This window comes from Paenibacillus nasutitermitis, assembly GCF_014641075.1.
In the GTDB taxonomy this organism is placed as follows: domain Bacteria; phylum Bacillota; class Bacilli; order Paenibacillales; family Paenibacillaceae; genus Paenibacillus_Z; species Paenibacillus_Z nasutitermitis.
The window spans coordinates 317252-335432 of record NZ_BMHP01000003.1; the positions used below are offsets into that span (position 1 = coordinate 317252).

At 48.2% G+C, this 18181-nt stretch carries 16 protein-coding genes and 1 pseudogene; 4 read left to right on the forward strand and 13 right to left on the reverse strand.

The window, feature by feature from the left end; all coding sequences use genetic code 11:
* Positions 1 to 18: 18 nt before the first annotated feature.
* Complete coding sequence (locus tag IEY46_RS20525; RefSeq protein ID WP_229750434.1) at positions 19 to 966, reverse strand: helix-turn-helix transcriptional regulator; 948 nt, start codon at positions 964 to 966, stop codon at positions 19 to 21.
* A gap of 97 nt (positions 967 to 1063) precedes the next feature.
* On the opposite strand from IEY46_RS20525, the gene IEY46_RS20530 reads away from it, so the two are divergent.
* From IEY46_RS20530 to IEY46_RS20545, 3 genes and pseudogenes are all read left to right on the forward strand, one after another.
* On the forward strand, positions 1064 to 2041 hold the full coding sequence (locus IEY46_RS20530; RefSeq protein WP_188994515.1) for a quinone oxidoreductase family protein: 978 nt from the start codon (positions 1064 to 1066) through the stop codon (positions 2039 to 2041).
* A 207-nt stretch (positions 2042 to 2248) separates the two neighbouring features.
* Positions 2249 to 2713, forward strand: coding sequence for a GNAT family N-acetyltransferase (locus IEY46_RS20535; protein WP_188994517.1), 465 nt, complete (start codon positions 2249 to 2251; stop codon positions 2711 to 2713).
* A 323-nt stretch (positions 2714 to 3036) separates the two neighbouring features.
* Positions 3037 to 4101, forward strand: a pseudogene (locus IEY46_RS20545) (MFS transporter).
* Between the two features lie 85 nt (positions 4102 to 4186).
* Here IEY46_RS20545 and IEY46_RS20550 read toward each other — a convergent pair.
* The 6 genes from IEY46_RS20550 to IEY46_RS20575 form a co-directional block, all read right to left on the reverse strand.
* Positions 4187 to 4717, reverse strand: a complete 531-nt coding sequence (locus IEY46_RS20550) for a hypothetical protein (RefSeq protein ID WP_188994522.1) — start codon at positions 4715 to 4717, stop codon at positions 4187 to 4189.
* A 239-nt stretch (positions 4718 to 4956) separates the two neighbouring features.
* Positions 4957 to 6189: an iron uptake transporter deferrochelatase/peroxidase subunit gene (gene efeB, locus IEY46_RS20555; protein WP_188994524.1), complete on the reverse strand. Its 1233-nt coding sequence runs from the start codon at positions 6187 to 6189 to the stop codon at positions 4957 to 4959.
* Between the two features lie 16 nt (positions 6190 to 6205).
* On the reverse strand, positions 6206 to 7405 hold the full coding sequence (efeO, locus tag IEY46_RS20560; protein ID WP_188994526.1) for an iron uptake system protein EfeO: 1200 nt from the start codon (positions 7403 to 7405) through the stop codon (positions 6206 to 6208).
* Positions 7406 to 7461: 56 nt separating this feature from the next.
* Positions 7462 to 8982: an FTR1 family iron permease gene (locus tag IEY46_RS20565; protein WP_188994528.1), complete on the reverse strand. Its 1521-nt coding sequence runs from the start codon at positions 8980 to 8982 to the stop codon at positions 7462 to 7464.
* A 461-nt stretch (positions 8983 to 9443) separates the two neighbouring features.
* Complete coding sequence (locus IEY46_RS20570; RefSeq protein ID WP_188994530.1) at positions 9444 to 10559, reverse strand: ABC transporter substrate-binding protein; 1116 nt, start codon at positions 10557 to 10559, stop codon at positions 9444 to 9446.
* A gap of 11 nt (positions 10560 to 10570) precedes the next feature.
* The gene (locus IEY46_RS20575) at positions 10571 to 12349 is read right to left on the reverse strand and encodes an RNA polymerase sigma factor (RefSeq protein WP_188994532.1); all 1779 of its coding nucleotides are present in this window, start codon (positions 12347 to 12349) and stop codon (positions 10571 to 10573) included.
* A gap of 266 nt (positions 12350 to 12615) precedes the next feature.
* Here IEY46_RS20575 and IEY46_RS20580 point away from each other — a divergent pair, with 266 nt between their 5' ends.
* Entirely contained in the window at positions 12616 to 12897 is a 282-nt protein-coding gene (locus IEY46_RS20580) for a toxin-antitoxin system YwqK family antitoxin (RefSeq protein WP_188994534.1), read from the forward strand.
* 63 nt (positions 12898 to 12960) lie between these two features.
* Here IEY46_RS20580 and IEY46_RS20585 read toward each other — a convergent pair whose 3' ends face one another.
* The 6 genes from IEY46_RS20585 to IEY46_RS20610 form a co-directional block, all read right to left on the reverse strand.
* The gene (locus IEY46_RS20585) at positions 12961 to 13269 is read right to left on the reverse strand and encodes a putative quinol monooxygenase (protein ID WP_188994536.1); all 309 of its coding nucleotides are present in this window, start codon (positions 13267 to 13269) and stop codon (positions 12961 to 12963) included.
* Positions 13266 to 14267 carry a helix-turn-helix transcriptional regulator gene (locus IEY46_RS20590; RefSeq protein ID WP_188994538.1) on the reverse strand — a complete coding sequence of 334 codons (1002 nt, stop codon included), beginning with the start codon at positions 14265 to 14267 and terminating at the stop codon, positions 13266 to 13268. Before IEY46_RS20590 ends, IEY46_RS20585 begins: the two co-directional genes overlap by 4 nt.
* A gap of 75 nt (positions 14268 to 14342) precedes the next feature.
* Entirely contained in the window at positions 14343 to 14840 is a 498-nt protein-coding gene (locus tag IEY46_RS20595) for a DinB family protein (protein WP_188994540.1), read from the reverse strand.
* A gap of 113 nt (positions 14841 to 14953) precedes the next feature.
* Positions 14954 to 15496 (reverse strand): DoxX family membrane protein, encoded by a 543-nt coding sequence (locus IEY46_RS20600; protein ID WP_188994542.1) that lies wholly within the window; start codon positions 15494 to 15496, stop codon positions 14954 to 14956.
* A gap of 389 nt (positions 15497 to 15885) precedes the next feature.
* A complete protein-coding gene (locus IEY46_RS20605; RefSeq protein ID WP_188994544.1) occupies positions 15886 to 17160 on the reverse strand; it encodes an alpha-L-fucosidase in 1275 nt (424 codons plus the stop codon).
* Positions 17161 to 17201: 41 nt separating this feature from the next.
* The gene (locus IEY46_RS20610; RefSeq protein ID WP_188994546.1) at positions 17202 to 18161 is read right to left on the reverse strand and encodes an ROK family protein; all 960 of its coding nucleotides are present in this window, start codon (positions 18159 to 18161) and stop codon (positions 17202 to 17204) included.
* Positions 18162 to 18181 lie beyond the last annotated feature (20 nt).

Sequence of the window (18181 nt, forward strand, 5' to 3'; positions counted from 1 at the left end):
CTGCAACAAGACTCATAGTTACATATCAGAATACTGCAGGAGTAGTTCTTGGGACAGCGCACGAATACGGTCAACTATTTCACGCGGCTCAATGACTTTGGCGGAAGTACCTAATTGGAGAAAATACTTGGCTACAAATTCGACTTCACTCTTATCAATTACGGTGTCTATGTATGCTTGATCCTCATCACCTACCACACTCTCAGGCTCTAACCAGGGCTGACTGCGGCATTGTCTCAGCCCTTCCCTGGTCAATTCAACGAACAAACGAATCGGATCCGACGGTATCTGGGCTGTATGACTGTTCAACCATTCACTAATCGTGACTTGCTGGTCATGCTCCTTGTCCATAGTCTTCAAGGAAACAATCCGATCTGTCCGAAACAGTTTCACCTCATCATTGGCCAAGTCAAGGGCAGGCATATACCAGAAGCCATCATATGCGTAGATCCCGATTGGGGAAACGTCACGGATCGTATTATTTGCTTTTGAAATATATTCGATTTGCAGGATTTGTTTCTCTGCAGCAGCGTCGATGATTTCTTTTAGATATCGTGACGGGACGCTTCTCTTTATATTCCAGAATGAGAGTACCGCTTCCAACCGGTCTATTTTTCTCTTCACGTCATTAGGAAGGCTTGAATACAACTTGACGGAAACAGATTTCATTTCAATATCAAAGGGCAGTGATTGATAGAATTTAAGAGATTGAAAGGCAAAAAAAATGGAGAATGCTTCATTTTCGTCAAAAATAATGGGTGGCAGTATCCTATTATTCAGCACCCTATAACCGCCGTTTCGACCATGTTCGGTATAGAGGGGTACGCCGATTTCACTTAATTCTGTCAAATACCGATGAGCTGTTCGAACAGAAATATCGAATTCATAGGCCACATCCTGTGCCGTAAAAGCGCGCTTCGCATTAACATACATCATGAGATTAAATAAGAGTTTTGTCTTGGACAAATGAATTCCTCCTTACCCTAAACATGTCAGCTACTGTCATGTTATTCCGATACTCTTTAAATTGCAATTAAACTATAGAAAAAGTGAGGCGTTAACCATGAACGCTAAGATGGATACCATGAAAGCTGCGGTGCTTAATAGGTTCGGTGGTCCTGAAGAACTTGTTATGCAGAAGATTGAATTGCCTGAGATCGGGCCAGAGGACGTACTGATTCGTGTTGAATATGCAGGTGTGGGAGAGTGGGATGCGTTTGAACGTCAAGGCGGTTATGCAGCAATGCATGGCATAGAGCCCAGGTTTCCTTATGTTTTAGGTTCAGAAGGAGCCGGAACGGTGGCTGTAACAGGGGAAAAAGTTGTGGAATTCAACATTGGCGACAACGTATTTGCTCCTGCCTTTCTTAATCCCCGTGGAGGATTTTATGCAGAATATGCATCTGTTCCAGCCAAATATGCTTCTCTCATCCCCGATGGCATGACCGCTCAGGAAGCAGCAGTAATCTCGGGGGTAGGGATTACTGCGCTGCGTGGACTTGAAGATGTTTTACAACTTAAGCAAGGAGAGTCTATTATAATTATTGGCGCCAGCGGAGGAGTAGGCCATTTGGCGGTGCAGATTGCAAAGCAAAAAGGGGCTCGCGTACTTGCTGTCGCTTCAGGTGAAGACGGTGTGGATCAGATCAAGAAGCTCGGCAGTGATGCGGTGATAAACGGCCGCGTAGAGGATATTGCCCAGGCCGCCATGAAGTTCGCTCCTCAAGGCTTGGATGCTGCCCTGTTTACAGCAGGCGGAGATTCCGTTCATGCTGCAATGAAATGTATTCGGCCGGGAGGACGCATCGCATATCCCAACGGGATACACCCCGAACCGCAAGCCCACGATGGTATAGAAGCATATGGATATAACGGTGAACCGGATCCAGATATTATTAGCCGGTTCTATTCTTACCTTGTAAATCATCAAATTACCGCTCTTGTCAGCCGCACGTTTTTGCTGGAAGAGGCACATGATGCACATGTTTCGCTTAATGACCACTATATCGGAAAATTATGCCTTAAAGTAAATGCTGATTAAATAGCGGCGCCAACGGGGGATGGGATTACGCTTGACCAATGGATGAACGATTCAGACAGAAAGCATACCTCAAATACCAACAGCGCAGGGAACAGTACAACAGGTATCGGTAAAGTGTAATTATATCGATACAATACGTGGCTACTTTTCTAATAATTATTGTAGTATAGTACTATAATGGAATTTCCATAAAAAGGAGACTTGACCGTGAATGAAGAAGCTTTATGTTCGTCTAACCGCATCATTAGAAGCGCAGTCGTCGAAGATGCCGACACGCTGCGCGACATTTTTCGCCGTGCGTCGCTGACAGTCGAGGGCAACCGTGATCTCATCGTCACTCATCCTGAGTGGCTCGTGTGGGACGACGTGATGCTGCCGTTCGTGCGTGTCGCTGTTATTGACGGGCGGGTCGTCGGCTTTGCATCGGCACGACCTGTCGACGACTTCCTCGAACTCGAGGATCTGTTCACTGATCCTGATTGGATGCGCCAAGGTGTCGCGAGCAACCTAATCGAAGACATTGCGCGGCGCGGTATGCGTGTAGAAGTGACCGCCAACCCGCACGTGATAGGGTTTTACGAATCCGTTGGCTTCGTCGTCAGCGGCGTCGCCAACACACAGGGTGGGCCGGCGCCGCGGATGCACCTCGATGTCACGCTTGCCCGACCTTGATGAAACGACTTAAAGCGCACGATTGTGGAATATTGAAAATACGAAAGAATGCGCATGCCGAAGAATTGCGCCGTAGTATGGAATTACCTATAAAAATTCTGATGAAATTGTAATCGATACCGAATACAAGGCGAGCAATGGAAGCACGTCCCTTCCGCGCTTATTTTTTTGTTTGTAACTTTTTTGGAGGTATTACTATGCATACATTCCTCAGTGTACGTCCTTAATAGGGGGACATACACTTCTTTAGCCGCCAGATGGAGGCTATGATGAAACCAATCCATTATTTTTATACGAAGGCATTTTCTGATTTTAGTTCACGCATGCAGTTTATCGGTTTGACGAGCGCACTGTTAATGAGTACGCATCCTGAAATATATGTAATGCTCTTTTTTTTAGGGAGACAAATCGGTGGCATGATTATAAGTTATCTTGCCGGCATCGTTGCCGACCGTTATTCAAAGCGCCGAACGATGATTATTTCAGAACTTGCAAGCGGAATCGCTGTGTTGAGTTTACTTTTCATCGAACATCCGATGTTTATTGTGATTGCTGCTTTTATACTTGGTATCACCTATACATTTTTCGATGTGAGTTTTAGGTCATCCATTCCAATAATGTTTGGCGAAGAGTGACTTACGGAAATCAACATCCTGCTTGTGCGTCTTGGGGCCACAATGAGTATTGTTGGGTTTTCTGCTGGTGGTCTTATATCGGCCTTTTTTTCTTACAAGTATTTACTTGTGTTTGACGGTGTGATGTATATCGGATCAACCATTGTTTTATTAAAAGTCCACTGGGTAGAACATACCAAATCGATCCAGCCCGTTAAAAAGAAACAAACTGTGCGAAACGCTTTACAGTCAGGTAGATATACTTTCTTGCTGATGGTCGGATTTGTGTATCCACTTGCAGCTTCTGCATATCAATATGCTCTACCGCTTATCGCATCTGTAAAGGAACACGGGGATTTGTATAATGGCTTTATGTGGTCGACCATAGCTTGTGGTTCATTTATTTGTTCATTGATTATTAAAAAACACGTTGTAAACGAGTGGCGTTATTTAGTAAGTATACTTTTGTTTGCAACATTCGTATCTCTCACGTTTATTTATGATTTAACACCCGTCACGTTTCTTATTCTAATACTTGTAGGAGCTACTGAAGCACTGGTACAAGTGTGTCACTATACACTTCTTCAGCGCAGTGACGAAAATATTCGCGGTCGTTTGTTCGGTCTAAACACGCTCGTAACACGATGTGGATTTTTAGCAGGATTTGGATTTATACCACTACTTGCTAAGATGACTTCATTATGGGATTTGGTTGATGCAGGGCTTGCTGGTGATCTGCTGTGTTGTTTATATGTGGCGAAACTATTATTCTAAACAAAAAAAGCGAAACCTCTTAGATCGGGTTTCGCTCTTCTAAGTTTTTCCGCTTGCTGAACACCTGTAGGGGACCGTCCATTCACTAAACGGAAAAATACCGAATCAAGCCCAGAACGGCGAAGCCAAACAGAACCGTGCCTGACCCAATCCCCGTAATCGCGCTGGTCGCAACCCGAAGTTTGGGCGCCACGATAACCGCAAGGATGGATACGGCGACCAGAAGAGCAGCCAGCACGTACAAGCCGGGATCATCAAAAACGCTAACCAAGCTTATAAAATGGATGCCGACGATAAAAGCAATCCAAGGCGCGACATACTCTTTTTGTTTTTTTCTGATGAATAAGAAAGCCCCTGTTCCAGCCACAAAAAATTCGATAAAAACGGTAATCAAATATGCAGTAAATGAAGTTTTGTCTGATAAGGCCGACGGTTCGTTCCAGTTGTTGATACTTAAATAAACACCCAGCAAGCAGACGAGAAGCGCAATTCCTGAGGCGATGCCAATATATATACGCCAGCTGGCCTTTGGCTTCTCCTGCGCCCAGCCGAACCAGCTAAAGCTGAACATGCCAAAAATCGCTGCATACATCGTATAGTCACGTATGTAGTCCAAAATATCCCTCCAATCGAATAAACTTTTACATATTATAGCACGTATGTGACTCGGTGCATTCTAAAAAATAGCTATAATTTAGAGGGAACGGTGATTTATTGTAACGATGACGGTGGAGGTCAGCTGACCCGCAGGCGAATTGGCGATTGTATTGGCCGCTCTTCTGTAAGGCTTGCATATAAAGACGAGACGAGGGTGTCCCAAAAGGGCACCCTCGTTTTGTTCCTCATTTTAATGGACTACGCTTCTAAAATGGTTTGACCGAAGTAGCGGCCTTCTTTTAATCCGGCTGGACAGGCGAACATGCCGCTCCCGACGTGTGAAACGTAACTATTTAGCGCATCTTTGTTTTGCATCAGGCGCAGCATTGGCAGTAGCTGCTGGTCTGGATTGCGCTGATAGCTGATAAACAAAAGTCCGGCATCGACATTGCCTGTGCGTGGGTCAACCTTATCTGTGTAGGAATAAGCTCTTCGATGAATCTGCTGTTTCGTCTGCTTAGCCAGGGCAACATGTGAATTTGCAGGCTGTTGAGAAAGGTCAACGGAATCAAACTCACCATGTGCTCCAAATGCCGCTCCTGACACCTTACTCCGGCCGAAGGTCGCTTCCTGATCCGCCAAAGATGTACGGTCCCAACTCTCAATTTTCATTTGAATCTTCCTGTAAGCCAGGTAAGAGCCACCTCGCATCCAGTCTGGCTCATCGTCGCCCGCCCATACGACCTGATCGTAACCTGCAGATGAAAGATGCAGTTCATTCGCTGTTCCGTCTTTGAAGCCAAACAAATTCCGCGGCGTCTTCCCTGGAGTGCCACTGGCGAATCCCTCCTGCATCCACTTCAATGACGCTTGCCCGGTCGACAACCTGATCAGGTTGCGTACAGCGTGAAAAGCAACCTGTTGGTCATCCGCGCAAACCTGCACACAGATATCTCCGCCCGAAATCGCAGGATCGATGTTATCCCGCGGCATGCGGGGAATATCGTTCAGGTACCTCGGCGCCATTTGAGCGATGCCAAACCGGTCATGTTCATCGTCTACAAAGAAACTGCGACCTAAGCCGAATGTTAGGGTCAGATTCGACGGCAGCAAATCCAACGTCTCACCGGTATCCGCTGGCGGCAAGAGCGAGTTATCGCTAAGTTTCATTGTGCCACCTGCCGCACTTAAATTGCAGAACTTCGTCCAATTCTTGAGCATGACGATTAAATCCGACTTGCTCTTCGTTGTAATGCGGAAGGCAGCCAAATACATATATGTCTGTTGAGGCGTTATAATGCCGGGCTGGTGAATGCCATACAAAGGGATCATGTCGTCTTCCTTTACGGCCGAAGTGCTCTTTGATGTCGCAGTAGAATTGTTTATCTCGAGCACTGCACCGACGCCAGAAGCACCAATTGCGATCCCCATACCCGCTGCTGCGGACAGTTTCAAGAAATCTTTGCGAGAAATACCTTGCTTTGATTCCATCTGATCTCCCCTCCTCTTAGAGGATAGCTGCAGTTTGCGACATCAAATCGGAAAGCGTGTTAAGCTGATCACTGATTTCGCGAATTTGGTCCGTCGTCAGTTCCGTGTAAAGGACATATTGTCCATCCTTCACATATTCGGACAACTTCTGCTCCATGGTTTGAAATGCGTTATCAAGCTTATCAGCCAACTCGCTGTTCTTCTCGTTCAGTGCTGGAATGATAGACAAGTACACCGTTTTCGAACCGTCCACATTCGATGCCAGGTCGACAAGGTCGATGTGAGAATACAATTCTTCCTCGCCTGTAATCTTGGACGTTGCCGCTTCATTCAGAAGCTCCATCGCTCCTGCGACGACCGTTTTCGGGTCCAGCTTTAACGCCTTCAGTTCTTCCTGGAGCGCCTTTACATCGGTAATCAACTGGTCCGCGAACTTGTCCTGGCCAACGAGCGAATTATCAACCCAAAGTGCTTTCTCAATTTCGTGGAATCCAGTCCAATTGCTCGAATCATCCACGTCGGCGAGGCGGGCGTCAATCTTAGGATCGAGTTCGCCAAAACTCTCCGCAATCGGTTCAATACTTTCGTAATAAACACGCGCTTTTACATATTCGACCTTCGCCTTCTCAATATTTCCTGCCTTTACAGCATCAACAAAAACCTGCGTTTGGGTCGTCAGTTGATTGGCTTGATCGACTACGTATTGCTCATATTTCTTGACTGCTTCTGTCAACAGCTCAGACGAGCTGGCAGTGGAAGGCTTAGCATTCTGCAGCGTCGTTAAGGCAATAATCATATCTGCTGCGTTTGATTTTAGTGAATCAAAATCAATTTTGTCGTATGCAGAAGCGGAGAAAATCGGCATTTCGTATTTTTCCACATCCGTATATTCTAGCGGAAACGTCTGGCGGACAATATTCTCGTATGACAACCATGTATCATTAATGTCCTTGCCCAGTGACTTTATTCTGGCAATATCCTGTTTATCGATGGCTTCTTGCAGTTGATTCGCCTGGTCCAGCATTTTTGTCGTGCCATCCTTAATGACATTAGAACTGCTCGAATTATTCGAATTGGCCGGAGACGATTCGGAGCCCGTTTCGGACTGCTCAGTCGGCATGGTCGTATTGCTGGTATTATTGGATCCGTTGCTGTTACAAGCGGTTAAAGCTAATGCGCTCGCTAAAACGAGTACGCTAACAATCGGTTTTAACATAAGAGAAAGACCCTCCAATTAATATGGCGATGTTCGCCTTTTTTTAATAATAACGTTCAAAGAGAAGCACGGTGCTGACGCTTGGCTGATACTATTGAATTCAAAACCGTGATGCAGCCAACTGCAAGGAAGATCAACTGCGGAAATGTGCTGTACCACGATGGATATAAGCTTAAAGAGGCAATGTCAGGCAAGTTTTCTTCCACTGTCGCAGGTACCACACCAGCCATTTGCAGGCTATGTATGCCGGACCCCATAAATTTAAAACACAAGTAGAACACGATAACGCTGGATACCAAGAAGACGGGTCGAATTGGCAACCGCGTCCCGGCTTTCATAATTACAATCGCAACCACAATGAGGACCGCAATTCCGAATGAAATACCAGCGGCAAGCTGCAACGAAGACATTTTACTTGCCATTCCTATTAAGAAGATTACCGTCTCGAGCCCTTCCCGTAGAATCGCAAAATAGGAAAGAAGCGCTAGCGAAAACATATGTCCACCTGAAAGAGCCTGAGAACTCTTTTCAGTCAGAAATCGATTCCAGCGCTGGGCGTCTGAATTGCGATGCAGCCAATAGCTTACATAGAGCAATAAAATGCTTGCTCCGATACCCGTCCATCCATTGATTTGCAAGTTATTCTTTCCAAAAGCGCTGGACGAAAGAAGCAGCACTACCGCAGAACCGACGACTATACAGGTAAGCAAACCGGCTGTCGAGCCTCCAATAACCCAGCGTTTTGCTTGTTTGGAATCGGCTCGTTTTGCATACATAAGCAGTGCGCCGATTACAAGCAGACCTTCGAACCCTTCGCGAATTGGAATAAGCGCGGCATCCCACCATGAATATTGTGCATCCGCCAAAGGGGCTAATGCGTTGACCATTCGCTCAATGATCGGAGTGACCTGCTCTCTTTTGTTCGCACTGTTCAAATAACCATCCAAAAGTACCAGGTCACGTTCAGAATTGTTGTACACGCTTTGAGATTGGCTGACCACATCTCCTTCGACGGACAGCCATTGCTGTTGTAGCAATTTAACTTGGTCTTGGGCTTCCCCCCATTGTTTTTTATTGACCAAATCCCCGACTTCCCGCAGTTTCAGAATATAAGTGGAGAGCGTCATCTGGCTTTTCCCATCATTATCGGCGAATGCCCCATCCTTCAAATTCGTGATCGAGAATTTGAGGTTCGTTGCCAGCGTTGATGCTTCGTCAAACTTCTGATTCAACATCGCCAACGAGATGCCTGCAATCTGACTATCGATCTCCAAGGCAAGACTAAGCGATCGCTGCTTAATGTCGTTTTTGTTGGCTACCCACCACTTTTTGATGATGGAGAAATCCTGTTTCGCTGCATCGGCGTTCCCCTCTTCTATATGCTTGATGAGCGCTTCAATTTGGGTTGATGCGACACCGGTTCCAGTGTCCTTCGATGCAGCAACAGCCCAAAGCGGCGAAATCAACAGCGCGACCCAGATGACGATGACGAGCCACACAATTAGGCCATAAAACATCTTTACGTTAACCCTGGTTGAATCTGCTAATATGGTAAACTCACCTCCATAACCATGCATTTGTTTCCTAATTGATAACAATTATCAATGAAATTGATTATAGGGTTATCGTAATTATTCCAAGTCATTCGTCACACAAACGTAATAGGCAAGCTTTTATCCAACCGCTCCATGAACCAATTTATTCACTATTTTCGAAAGCGACAAGCGAATTGTTTGATAATGAATCTCATTGTCAATTTAACACATTTTCAATCATAATCAAGAACTATTTTACTGTCAATCCTACAATTTCGACCATGCTTCTTTGTATTTAATTAGCCCCCTGGACAAATATTGCGTCATCACCAGTGGCCTACTTTGCAGATACTCCACTATCATTAGTATTAGCTGAATTAAGCCCCTTTCAAGTCGTTCAGGCAACCTTGAGAGCTGATCCTTACTCCCGTCGGAAAGATTGCTGACATATAAAGAAGCCCGCTATTTCCAATGATGGAAATAGCGGGTGTTTTTGATCCGGCCTATGTATATCTAGTCCAGGACTTTAAGGTTTGAGCAACGTCCGCACCTTCCAGAATCATTTTACGAATATCCTCGTTGATCAATTGGCGGGAGGCGTTCCACTTCCTGTTCTTGAAGAAACCGCTAATCTGCACATGATCGATTTCCTCCAAGTAACGGGACCATAGGGGATGGCTGGTTAATCCGCGTTGTTCCGCCTGAGATTGGATAGCCGGAGGCATCCAGGAATGGCAGTCCAGAAGATAATGCCGCAGAAACGCCCACGCGATACGGGGATTTTGTGACTTCGAGGTAACCCCGGCTCCTCCCATGTAAATCATGTTGACGTTCGTTTGGCCCGGCATGTTCGGTAATCCGACGACACCGATTTGTGCCTCCGGCCGCTCCCGGAGCCAATGATGCGCAACCCAATTGAAGGCGAATAGCATCGCGCTCTCTTCATACCAGACATTCGTCAAGCAAGGCTCATCCGGTTTACGGATGATACGGTGCTCGCGAAATGCTTCGATGACCATCCGAAATGCTTCGATCGTGGCTGCGCTGTCCACGAATCCTCTGGCCGTCAAACCGTCCGGGGATATATAATCCCCCCCATTGCGCATGACGAAAGGCTCGAACCACTCGATGTCGACGCCAAGTCCGAACCCGAATTGCGAAGCGACACCCTGTGCGTCGCGGATCGTAAGCCGTTTCGCCAGCTCAACCATGTCCTCCCAGGTCCACGATTCGTCCGGGTAAGCAAATCCAGCCTGATCGAACTTCTCTTTGTTATATAGGACCAACGGCGGGCTGATCTCGATAGGCAAGCCGGGCAGCGTTCCGCCGAATCTGGCGACGCGCATGAGCCCCGGGTACAGGTCCTCCTCCAAGCCGTTCGTCTCCGCCACATAGGGGGCCAAGTCGATAAAGAGGCCATCCGGGTTGCCGACCGGGAAGCCCCCTGTTTCGATAATGTCCGGCGCTTCATCGGAATGAAAGGCCTGCATCATCTCGAAATTATCGTTCACCTGTTCGACTTCAATTTGCACATCGGGGTTAGCTTGTTCAAAGGACGCTTTGGCTGCAAGCACTTGCTGCATGTTATACGAGATTTCCGTCATAAAACGAATGATCATGGAAGGCTCCCTCATCTCAAATGGTTTAAGGCTTTCTCCAGATAGCCGATTGCGGCATGCTCGAATTCCTTTGCCCTGCTCAGCGACTCCGCGCATTTGGAGCGCATGTCGGCAGAGAGCATCTCGGACGTGCGGATAAACGGGACGTCAGCGCTCCGTCCATCGAGCTCCTCAGCCGCTTGTTCGTAAGCCTCCGCAGCCAGGAGCGTTAATCTCATCGCTTCTTCTCGGAACGCAGCAGTGCGTAAATATTGCGAAGCATAGCGTTTCATCTCGCCATAATAAGCGAACAAATGGCCGATCCCATACCGATTCGGAAGGTGGCACGGGTCGCGAAGAAAACCGATCCAACGATCATAGGCATCAAGACCGGAAGTATATTGCAAGTAGATGGTCGAAGGCGTATACCTGCAGCCGTTCCTTGCATATTCCACCGCGAACCGGATCGTCTGCTCCGCGAGCTCCCGGTTCACGGCTTCCTCCGTCTGCCGACCGCTTTCCTCGCACGCCGTCTCCCCTTCGATACCCGCTAGGAAGCGCACCGGATTATGGATGACATCGTCATAAGAGAGCGTCTTTCCCCCGGGCGTCATCGGGTCCGTTAAATAAACCACCCGATGTTCATCGTCATAACCGTAAATCATCGACCACTCATGAACGTACGGTTTGGAAGCCCTCGTATCGAAGTAAAGCAGCGGTTGTCCCTGGTTAAGATACTTTCGGATAAAAGGAATGACCGCCTCCTCGATGGGAAGGACGACCGGGAAACGCTCGACCGCCCCCAGCACGGGCACAGGCGAATTCGATAGTTGACCGCATAGCACGGTGATCCGGTAGCCGAGTTTTCCGAAAAAATCATGCACCGTTTGCTTCCAATCAAAGACGTAAATGCCGTCCGCGAAAGTCGTTCTATTGGAAATCTTCATGGAAAAAGCAACCGTCGATATCCCCATTAGCTTCGCCGGATCCTGCCGATCCTCCCGTATGGCCAGCATTCGGCCGACGCTATCTACTAACGAGGCCCGTAAGGGGGACTGCGTTGTCCAAGCCGGCAGCTGCAACACTTTGCTTTTTTGCATGCCTCCACTTCCTTTCTGCTCTGACATCAGGCTTAAAGAGACGCGGACGTGTTCCTTGCCGATCTTCTTACGGGAGCGGTAAATATACGTGTATACCGAGCCGATCGGCATTTCGTATAAGGCGGCGATGGCTTCTGGGCTGAGCTGGCGATAGAAGTAGGCTTTGAATATCCCTCTCTCCTTTGCATTCAAACAATGAAGCAAGGCATGAATCATTTCGAACAGATCTTTGCGGAGCAAGCTCTCGGCTGGATCCTGCTCCAAGAGTGCCGCGTCGGATGCCTTGCGCGCAAGATGGTAGAGCATATTGTCCAGATCTTCCCAATCCTCTGCGAAATGGCCTTTCATGTCAGACTGCATGACCGAAAAAGGGCTTTCCTTCCGATAGGGACCCCCGCGGCGCAAGCGCATATTCGTTTGGTTTCTCGTAATTCGATACAACCACGGGAGGAATCGGCTCGTATCGGACAAGGTGCCCAGATGCAAAAATGCCTTTACGAATGCGTCCTGTACGATGTCATCCGCCAGGTACGCGTCCCCGGTCATCCGCTCGGCCCAGCCGCGGAGGCGGCCCCGATGCTGCTCGAATAACTCGCCGAACGCCTCCGTGTCGCCAAGCTGTGCCCGCTCCACCAATGCTTGTTCGGATTCAGTTTCGGGGCTTGCCGCTTTCCTCATCCCGTCCGGCTCAACCGTGTTCCACGACTCCACCCGTCTTCACCTCCCATGTCTTTCCTTCCGCCTTACTAAGTTAGATGCCAATAACCGCTCCGATTTGAACAACATTCTAACTGATTTCCCTGTTTTTTTGCATATTCCTTCTCTAATCCTCTAAAAAACCAGCAAAGCCGGCAGCCTCCTTTTGGGAGAGCTTACCGGCTTGCTGGTTCCAGGTGTTCAGGGGTTACTTGCGCCAGAGTTAATCATTATCATTGAATATGATATTATTAACAAAAGCTGATTACCGGAGGTCAAACATGGAAAATGAAAAATGTGACTTGATACACCCAAACGGTGTCAAGGAGAAAAAGCTGGAAGTAATAGATGGCTTCACAATCAAGTACCATGCGAACGGAAAAACAGTATGGTCCAAGGGAAAAATGATTGAGGATAAGCCGGACGGCTACTGGGAATGGTATCGTTCCAATGGAATCATTAAGCGTTCCGGATATTTTGACATGGGCGAGCCCGTTGGCGAATGGATCACCTATGACAACGAAGGCAATAAACACACAACTACCATTCGTGATAAAAAATAAAATGACAGGGCAGATTCCACAGGATACGCCTTTCTTAAGTGAACATGTCCGGCTTTGGCCGCGTTATACGCCTAATCCCTTGCCGCCCACGGGGCGGAGCCGAACCGGCTCGACGCCTGCGATTAAAGGCTTCGCGCGCTGGATGACAGCCAGCACATCCTCGTTCTTGAGAGAGTCGGCATGAGCCCCGGCATCACGCCACAGCTCGGTGATCCAAATCACATCAGGATCATCCACGGATTCATTGATAATATAGAGCTCGCAGCCCTCTATATCATCCAGATTCCGGGAAGCCTCCAGCAATAAGGAAACAAGCTCCTCGCGTTTTCCCGGGTGAGCCGTCAATTTACCGAACATCGTAAACTTGGTCATCTTCTATTCCCATCCTTTCTTATCTTTATTTGCATCACTTCATAGTGCTTAAACATTTGCAGGCTGACCTCCGCCATTCTATCGATCAGCATTTGCGGCTCAAGTATCTCAAGAGACCTCCCGTATGGAAGAAGAAAGTACGGCACGTATGTCTTCAGCGGCAGCTCCTCCAGCTTAAAGAGAACTTCGCCGGGCCGCCTGCGTTCGACTAGAGCATGCCCGAACAGCCAATGCTTGCATAATTCGTTAAGCGCGTGTTCATGTCCCTGGAGCCTTACAATGACTTGCGTCTTATCGTCGGCCGAATTCGGGAGTAAAGAGCGCAAGAGGAAATCCCTCGGGGAAAAGGCGGCCGGACGTTCGAAGCGGGTATCCGCCGCTTCCAAACGGACGATGCGATCCACGCGGAAGCTTCGGACCTCTTGTCGTAGACGGCAAAATCCGACAATGTACCATTTCCCTTTCCAATGCACGATGCCGTAAGGATCGAGGACTCGATTGCCGGAAGTAAGCTCGGGTCCTTTGGCATAGTCCATGTTCAGCGACTCTCCCCGGGCTGCGGCCTCCTCTAACTGTCTAAGCAATTCAAGCTCTCTCGCGTCCGTGGGTGTCTGGATCACAGCAAGCCCGCTGCTATGCCTGTTAATCCTTTCGAGCTGCTCTTCATTGGTGTACCGCTTCAGCTTGTCCACCGCCCGGGCCAGCGCATCTGTGAATGGATAACCTGCTTCCCGTGCGAAAACTGACGCATGCACGAGTGCCTTCTGCTCTTCGGCATCGAAGAGCAGCGGAGAATCGATGAATTCGCCGAGCAGCCGGTAACCGCCGTTTGGACCGGAATCGGCAATAATCGGGGCTCCACTCGCGCACAGTGAATCAATGCATCGGTATACGGTGCGAACATGAATCTCCAAATCGTCCGCGAGCTGCTGAGCCGTCACCCGTTTCCCCGAACGAAGCAGCCATAGAATGGACAACATATTATCCGCTTTGGACATTTCCACTCTTCACTCCCTGGGCTGTTTTTCTTAGAGAATCATCTATCGCATCCAATAGTTCCATTGTAAAGGAATTTAGACTAAGGGCGCTAGCCCTTTCTCGCTCCAGGTATCGTAAGTCGGACCGTAGACATCAGGCAATCGAAGGTTGGCCTGGCGCATCAGAATGGTCATTTGTCCGCGATGATGCGATTGGTGCATGATTGTATAATGCAGGGAACCACCGTTTGGCCAAACTTCCTTATGAATCTCAACCGATTCACGCAAAGTTTCATCATTCCACTGCGTTCGAACCGCATGCAGCAGATCCCTGCTGATCCGCCGATACTCCGAGGCTATATGCTCAGCAGAAGCCGGAGCCTCTTCGCCTCCGGAGGGCTCATCGAAAACAAGCCCCAAAGTCGTCATGTAGTGCAGCGAACGAACCAGATGCCAGGCGATTTGCCCAAGCGTTCGCCGACCTTCGATAACCTCCTGTCCAAGAGAATCATCCGTAAGTGCATCCAGCACACTAGCGGTTAATTCCGCCTCGTTCGTCCACTCCGCCGCAAAATCTTCAATTCTTGTAAACATTCTCTATTCCTCCATTTCATTATTAGCTTAAGCTCTACAAGCATACAAAAAAATCACTGACAGCTACGGTCAGTGATTTTTTATTAGCATGGAAATCAAATTTCCTATCAGGTTTATTTAACTAGCAATCCCGCACCAGTGGCCGGATTTTTCGGTTTGCGGTGGAAGAGACGATCGAGACCTTTGTGCATAAGCGGAAGGACGAAACGATCTAATCCGAAGCGGCCAGCGTTCGCACCGGCGAAGATGACAATCAATCCAAGAAGCAGAAGCCAAGGGTTCGTGCTTACCGTACCGGCGAACATAAACATGAAGTTCATTAAAGCTCCGAAGAATGCGGCGGTAACCGTTAAGGTCCCAAGGATCAGTCCAAGTCCTATAAATAATTCTCCCCAAGGTATGGCGATGTTAATGAAACCAACATTCGGTAATGCAAAGTTTTCTACAAATGCAGTGTAGGTTGGGTAAACCGCTTCTCCTGTAGCTTTATCAATTACCGGGTTCTTTACAGCTGCATTGAGGAAGCCCGTTGCATCGAAAGGCGTTGCTCCCGTAATTTTATGCCATCCAGCGTTCAGCCATGCAAACCCAACTACAAAACGGACAATAATGACAAGAATGCCAGCGATTCTATGCTCTCTCCAAAATTTTAACATGAAACTCACTCCCTTTTTTTCATTATTTGTTTGAATTCTTTAGTTGTTAATGCATAAGCCTCATTCGTGTCAGGATAGCTTGAGTCTCGCCAATGGCTGAGATCGTTTTATATCCAGCATCGGGATCACCGTCCTCGTTTAGTTTCGATTGTTGATTGCTTCTTGTTGATGTCTTTATTATAGAACGTAACAATATCCGTTATTGTGATTTAAATCACAAAGTAAGTGATTAAAACTTGAACAGTTTGTGAATGAATTCACTACGTTTCTCTTCGCTGCTGCAGACGCTTTCGATACAATCAACAACACAAACACCCGAAAGACAGGCACTTTCCAAAGTGTCTGTCTTTCGGGTTCCCGTTCAACTCCAGCCTGCACTATATATCGTTTCAGAAAAGCTCAAGTTCAATGACCGTGTCCATCTCATCAGGCAGTTCGGCGCCCTTCAATGTGATGAATGCCCCGCCTGAAATATCGGAATATTCCTCGGCCATCCATGGCACTTCGATCTTCAGCTCCGTACCGTCACGCAGCAATCTGGCCTTCTTGATCTTTCCTTTTAAGCCTTGGAAATAGATGGGCCCGATCCCTCTGTCAAAGACATGAGCATACAGCTTGTTGCCTTTCTGTGTGTAACGTCCCCACTCCGGCTTCGCCAGCTGCGAATGACCGCAGCCATAAATGCTGTCTCCATTCAGCCGCATCCACTCGCCCAGCTCATTCAACACATTAAGCGACTCACATGTCATTTCACCTTTGGCATCAGGTCCGACATTAAGCAGCAGATTGCCGTTCTTACTAACACATTCGACCAAGGAGCGAATGACTTGCTTCGCTGACTTATAGTTTTTGTCTTCGGAGCAATAACCCCAGTTGTCATTGAGCGTGATGCATGCTTCCCATGGGATCGAGTGTCCGTTCACATCAACAATGCCGCCTGGCGGAATGATTTGTTCGGGCGAGAAGAAATCGCCTGCATACTCTTCCGGCTCTTCAGCCCGAATATTGCCGCCCAAGCGGTTATCAATAATAATATTCGGCTGGATCGAACGAATCATCCGAACAAGTTCCGTCGCTTTCCATTTCTCGCCTGTCATGTTGTCGTAGGAGAAATCAAACCACATGATATCGATTTGACCGTAATTCGTTAGCAGCTCCTTCACCTGGCCGTGCATATAGGTTAAATAGCGGTCGAAATCAATCGGCTTATCTTTTGCGGCTTCATTGTCACGGTCAGGATGAGCCTTATCCCCGTAGCCCGGATAATCCTCATGGTCCCAGTCAATAACGGAATAATACAAACCGACAGCGATCCCTTCCGCCCGGAAGGCATCCACATATTCACGAACGAGATCCCGGCCTGCAGGCGTATTGGTCGCTTTGAAGTCCGTCAGTTTACTGTCGAATAGGCAGAATCCATCATGATGCTTAGTCGTCAGTACCGCGTACTTCTGGCCAGCAGCCTTAGCCGCTTTCGCCCATACCTTGGGATCGTAACGAGAGGCGTCAAATTCATCAAAATACGTCATATAGTGCTCTTTGCTCATCCGTTCGTTGCCGCGCACCCATTCGCCTCTGGCCGGAATCGAATAAAGGCCCCAATGAATGAACATGCCTAATCTGTCCCGCAAAAACCAATGCGTTCTTGCCTCTCTTGCGTTCATGACATTAATCCCCCAATCGATCATCTAGTTGAATTATTCCGCTACTCCTTATCGAAAGTATGGAACAATGCTGCGGCTCCAATAAGACCGACATCATCTTTAAGACCGGCGGATACGATGTCGAACGTTCCTCTGTATGGTGCCATAACGAGCTCCTCCGTTTTGCTGCGCAGCGCAGGGAACAGCAGATCTCCCGCTTTGCTCACGCCACCTCCGATAACGATCCGATCCGGATTGAACGTATGAATGGCATTCGTTAATCCAAGCGCCATATAATGAGTCGTCCGGTCAATCACCTGAACAGCTGCCGGATCGTTTAATCTCATCGCCTCAAATACATGCCTGGATGTAATCTTATCCCCATCCGCGCGCGCCAGTTCCGTAATGATTGAGGATTGGTTTTCCACGAGCTTTATCGCCGTATCACGGATCGCTGTGCCCGAAGCAAACACTTCCCAGCAGCCATTTCTTCCGCAATTGCACAACGGGCCATCGGGATCGATAATATTGTGGCCCAGCTCACCGGCGAAGGAGTGTGTGCCTAACAACAGCTTGCCGTCCATGACTATTCCCGCTCCGATGCCCGTACTGAAGGTTACGTAAACCATGTTCTCGGCGCCTTTGCCAGCACCTTGCACATATTCGCCCCAAGCCGCTGCGTTAGCGTCATTAACAACCTGTACCTCGACATCGAGCGCTGCTTCCATCCATCGCTTCAGAGGGACATTATGCCATTCAGGCAAATTGGTTCCGTTAATGACAATGCCGTCTTTGCTATTAACAGCCCCCGGCGAAGCTAATCCGACGCCCGCCAGCTGCCGCCCTTCAGAGACAGAACGAATCATTCCGATCATCCGCTCAACCACCTCTTCGGCTGTTTGAGCGTCGGCCGTCTCCATTTGCTCCCGATTAAGCCGCATGCCATTCGAGTCGAACAGCGCCGCCGCAATCTTCGTTCCACCCAAATCTATTCCAACTACATAACTTTCACTCTTATGCATTGCCATTCACCTTTTCACAT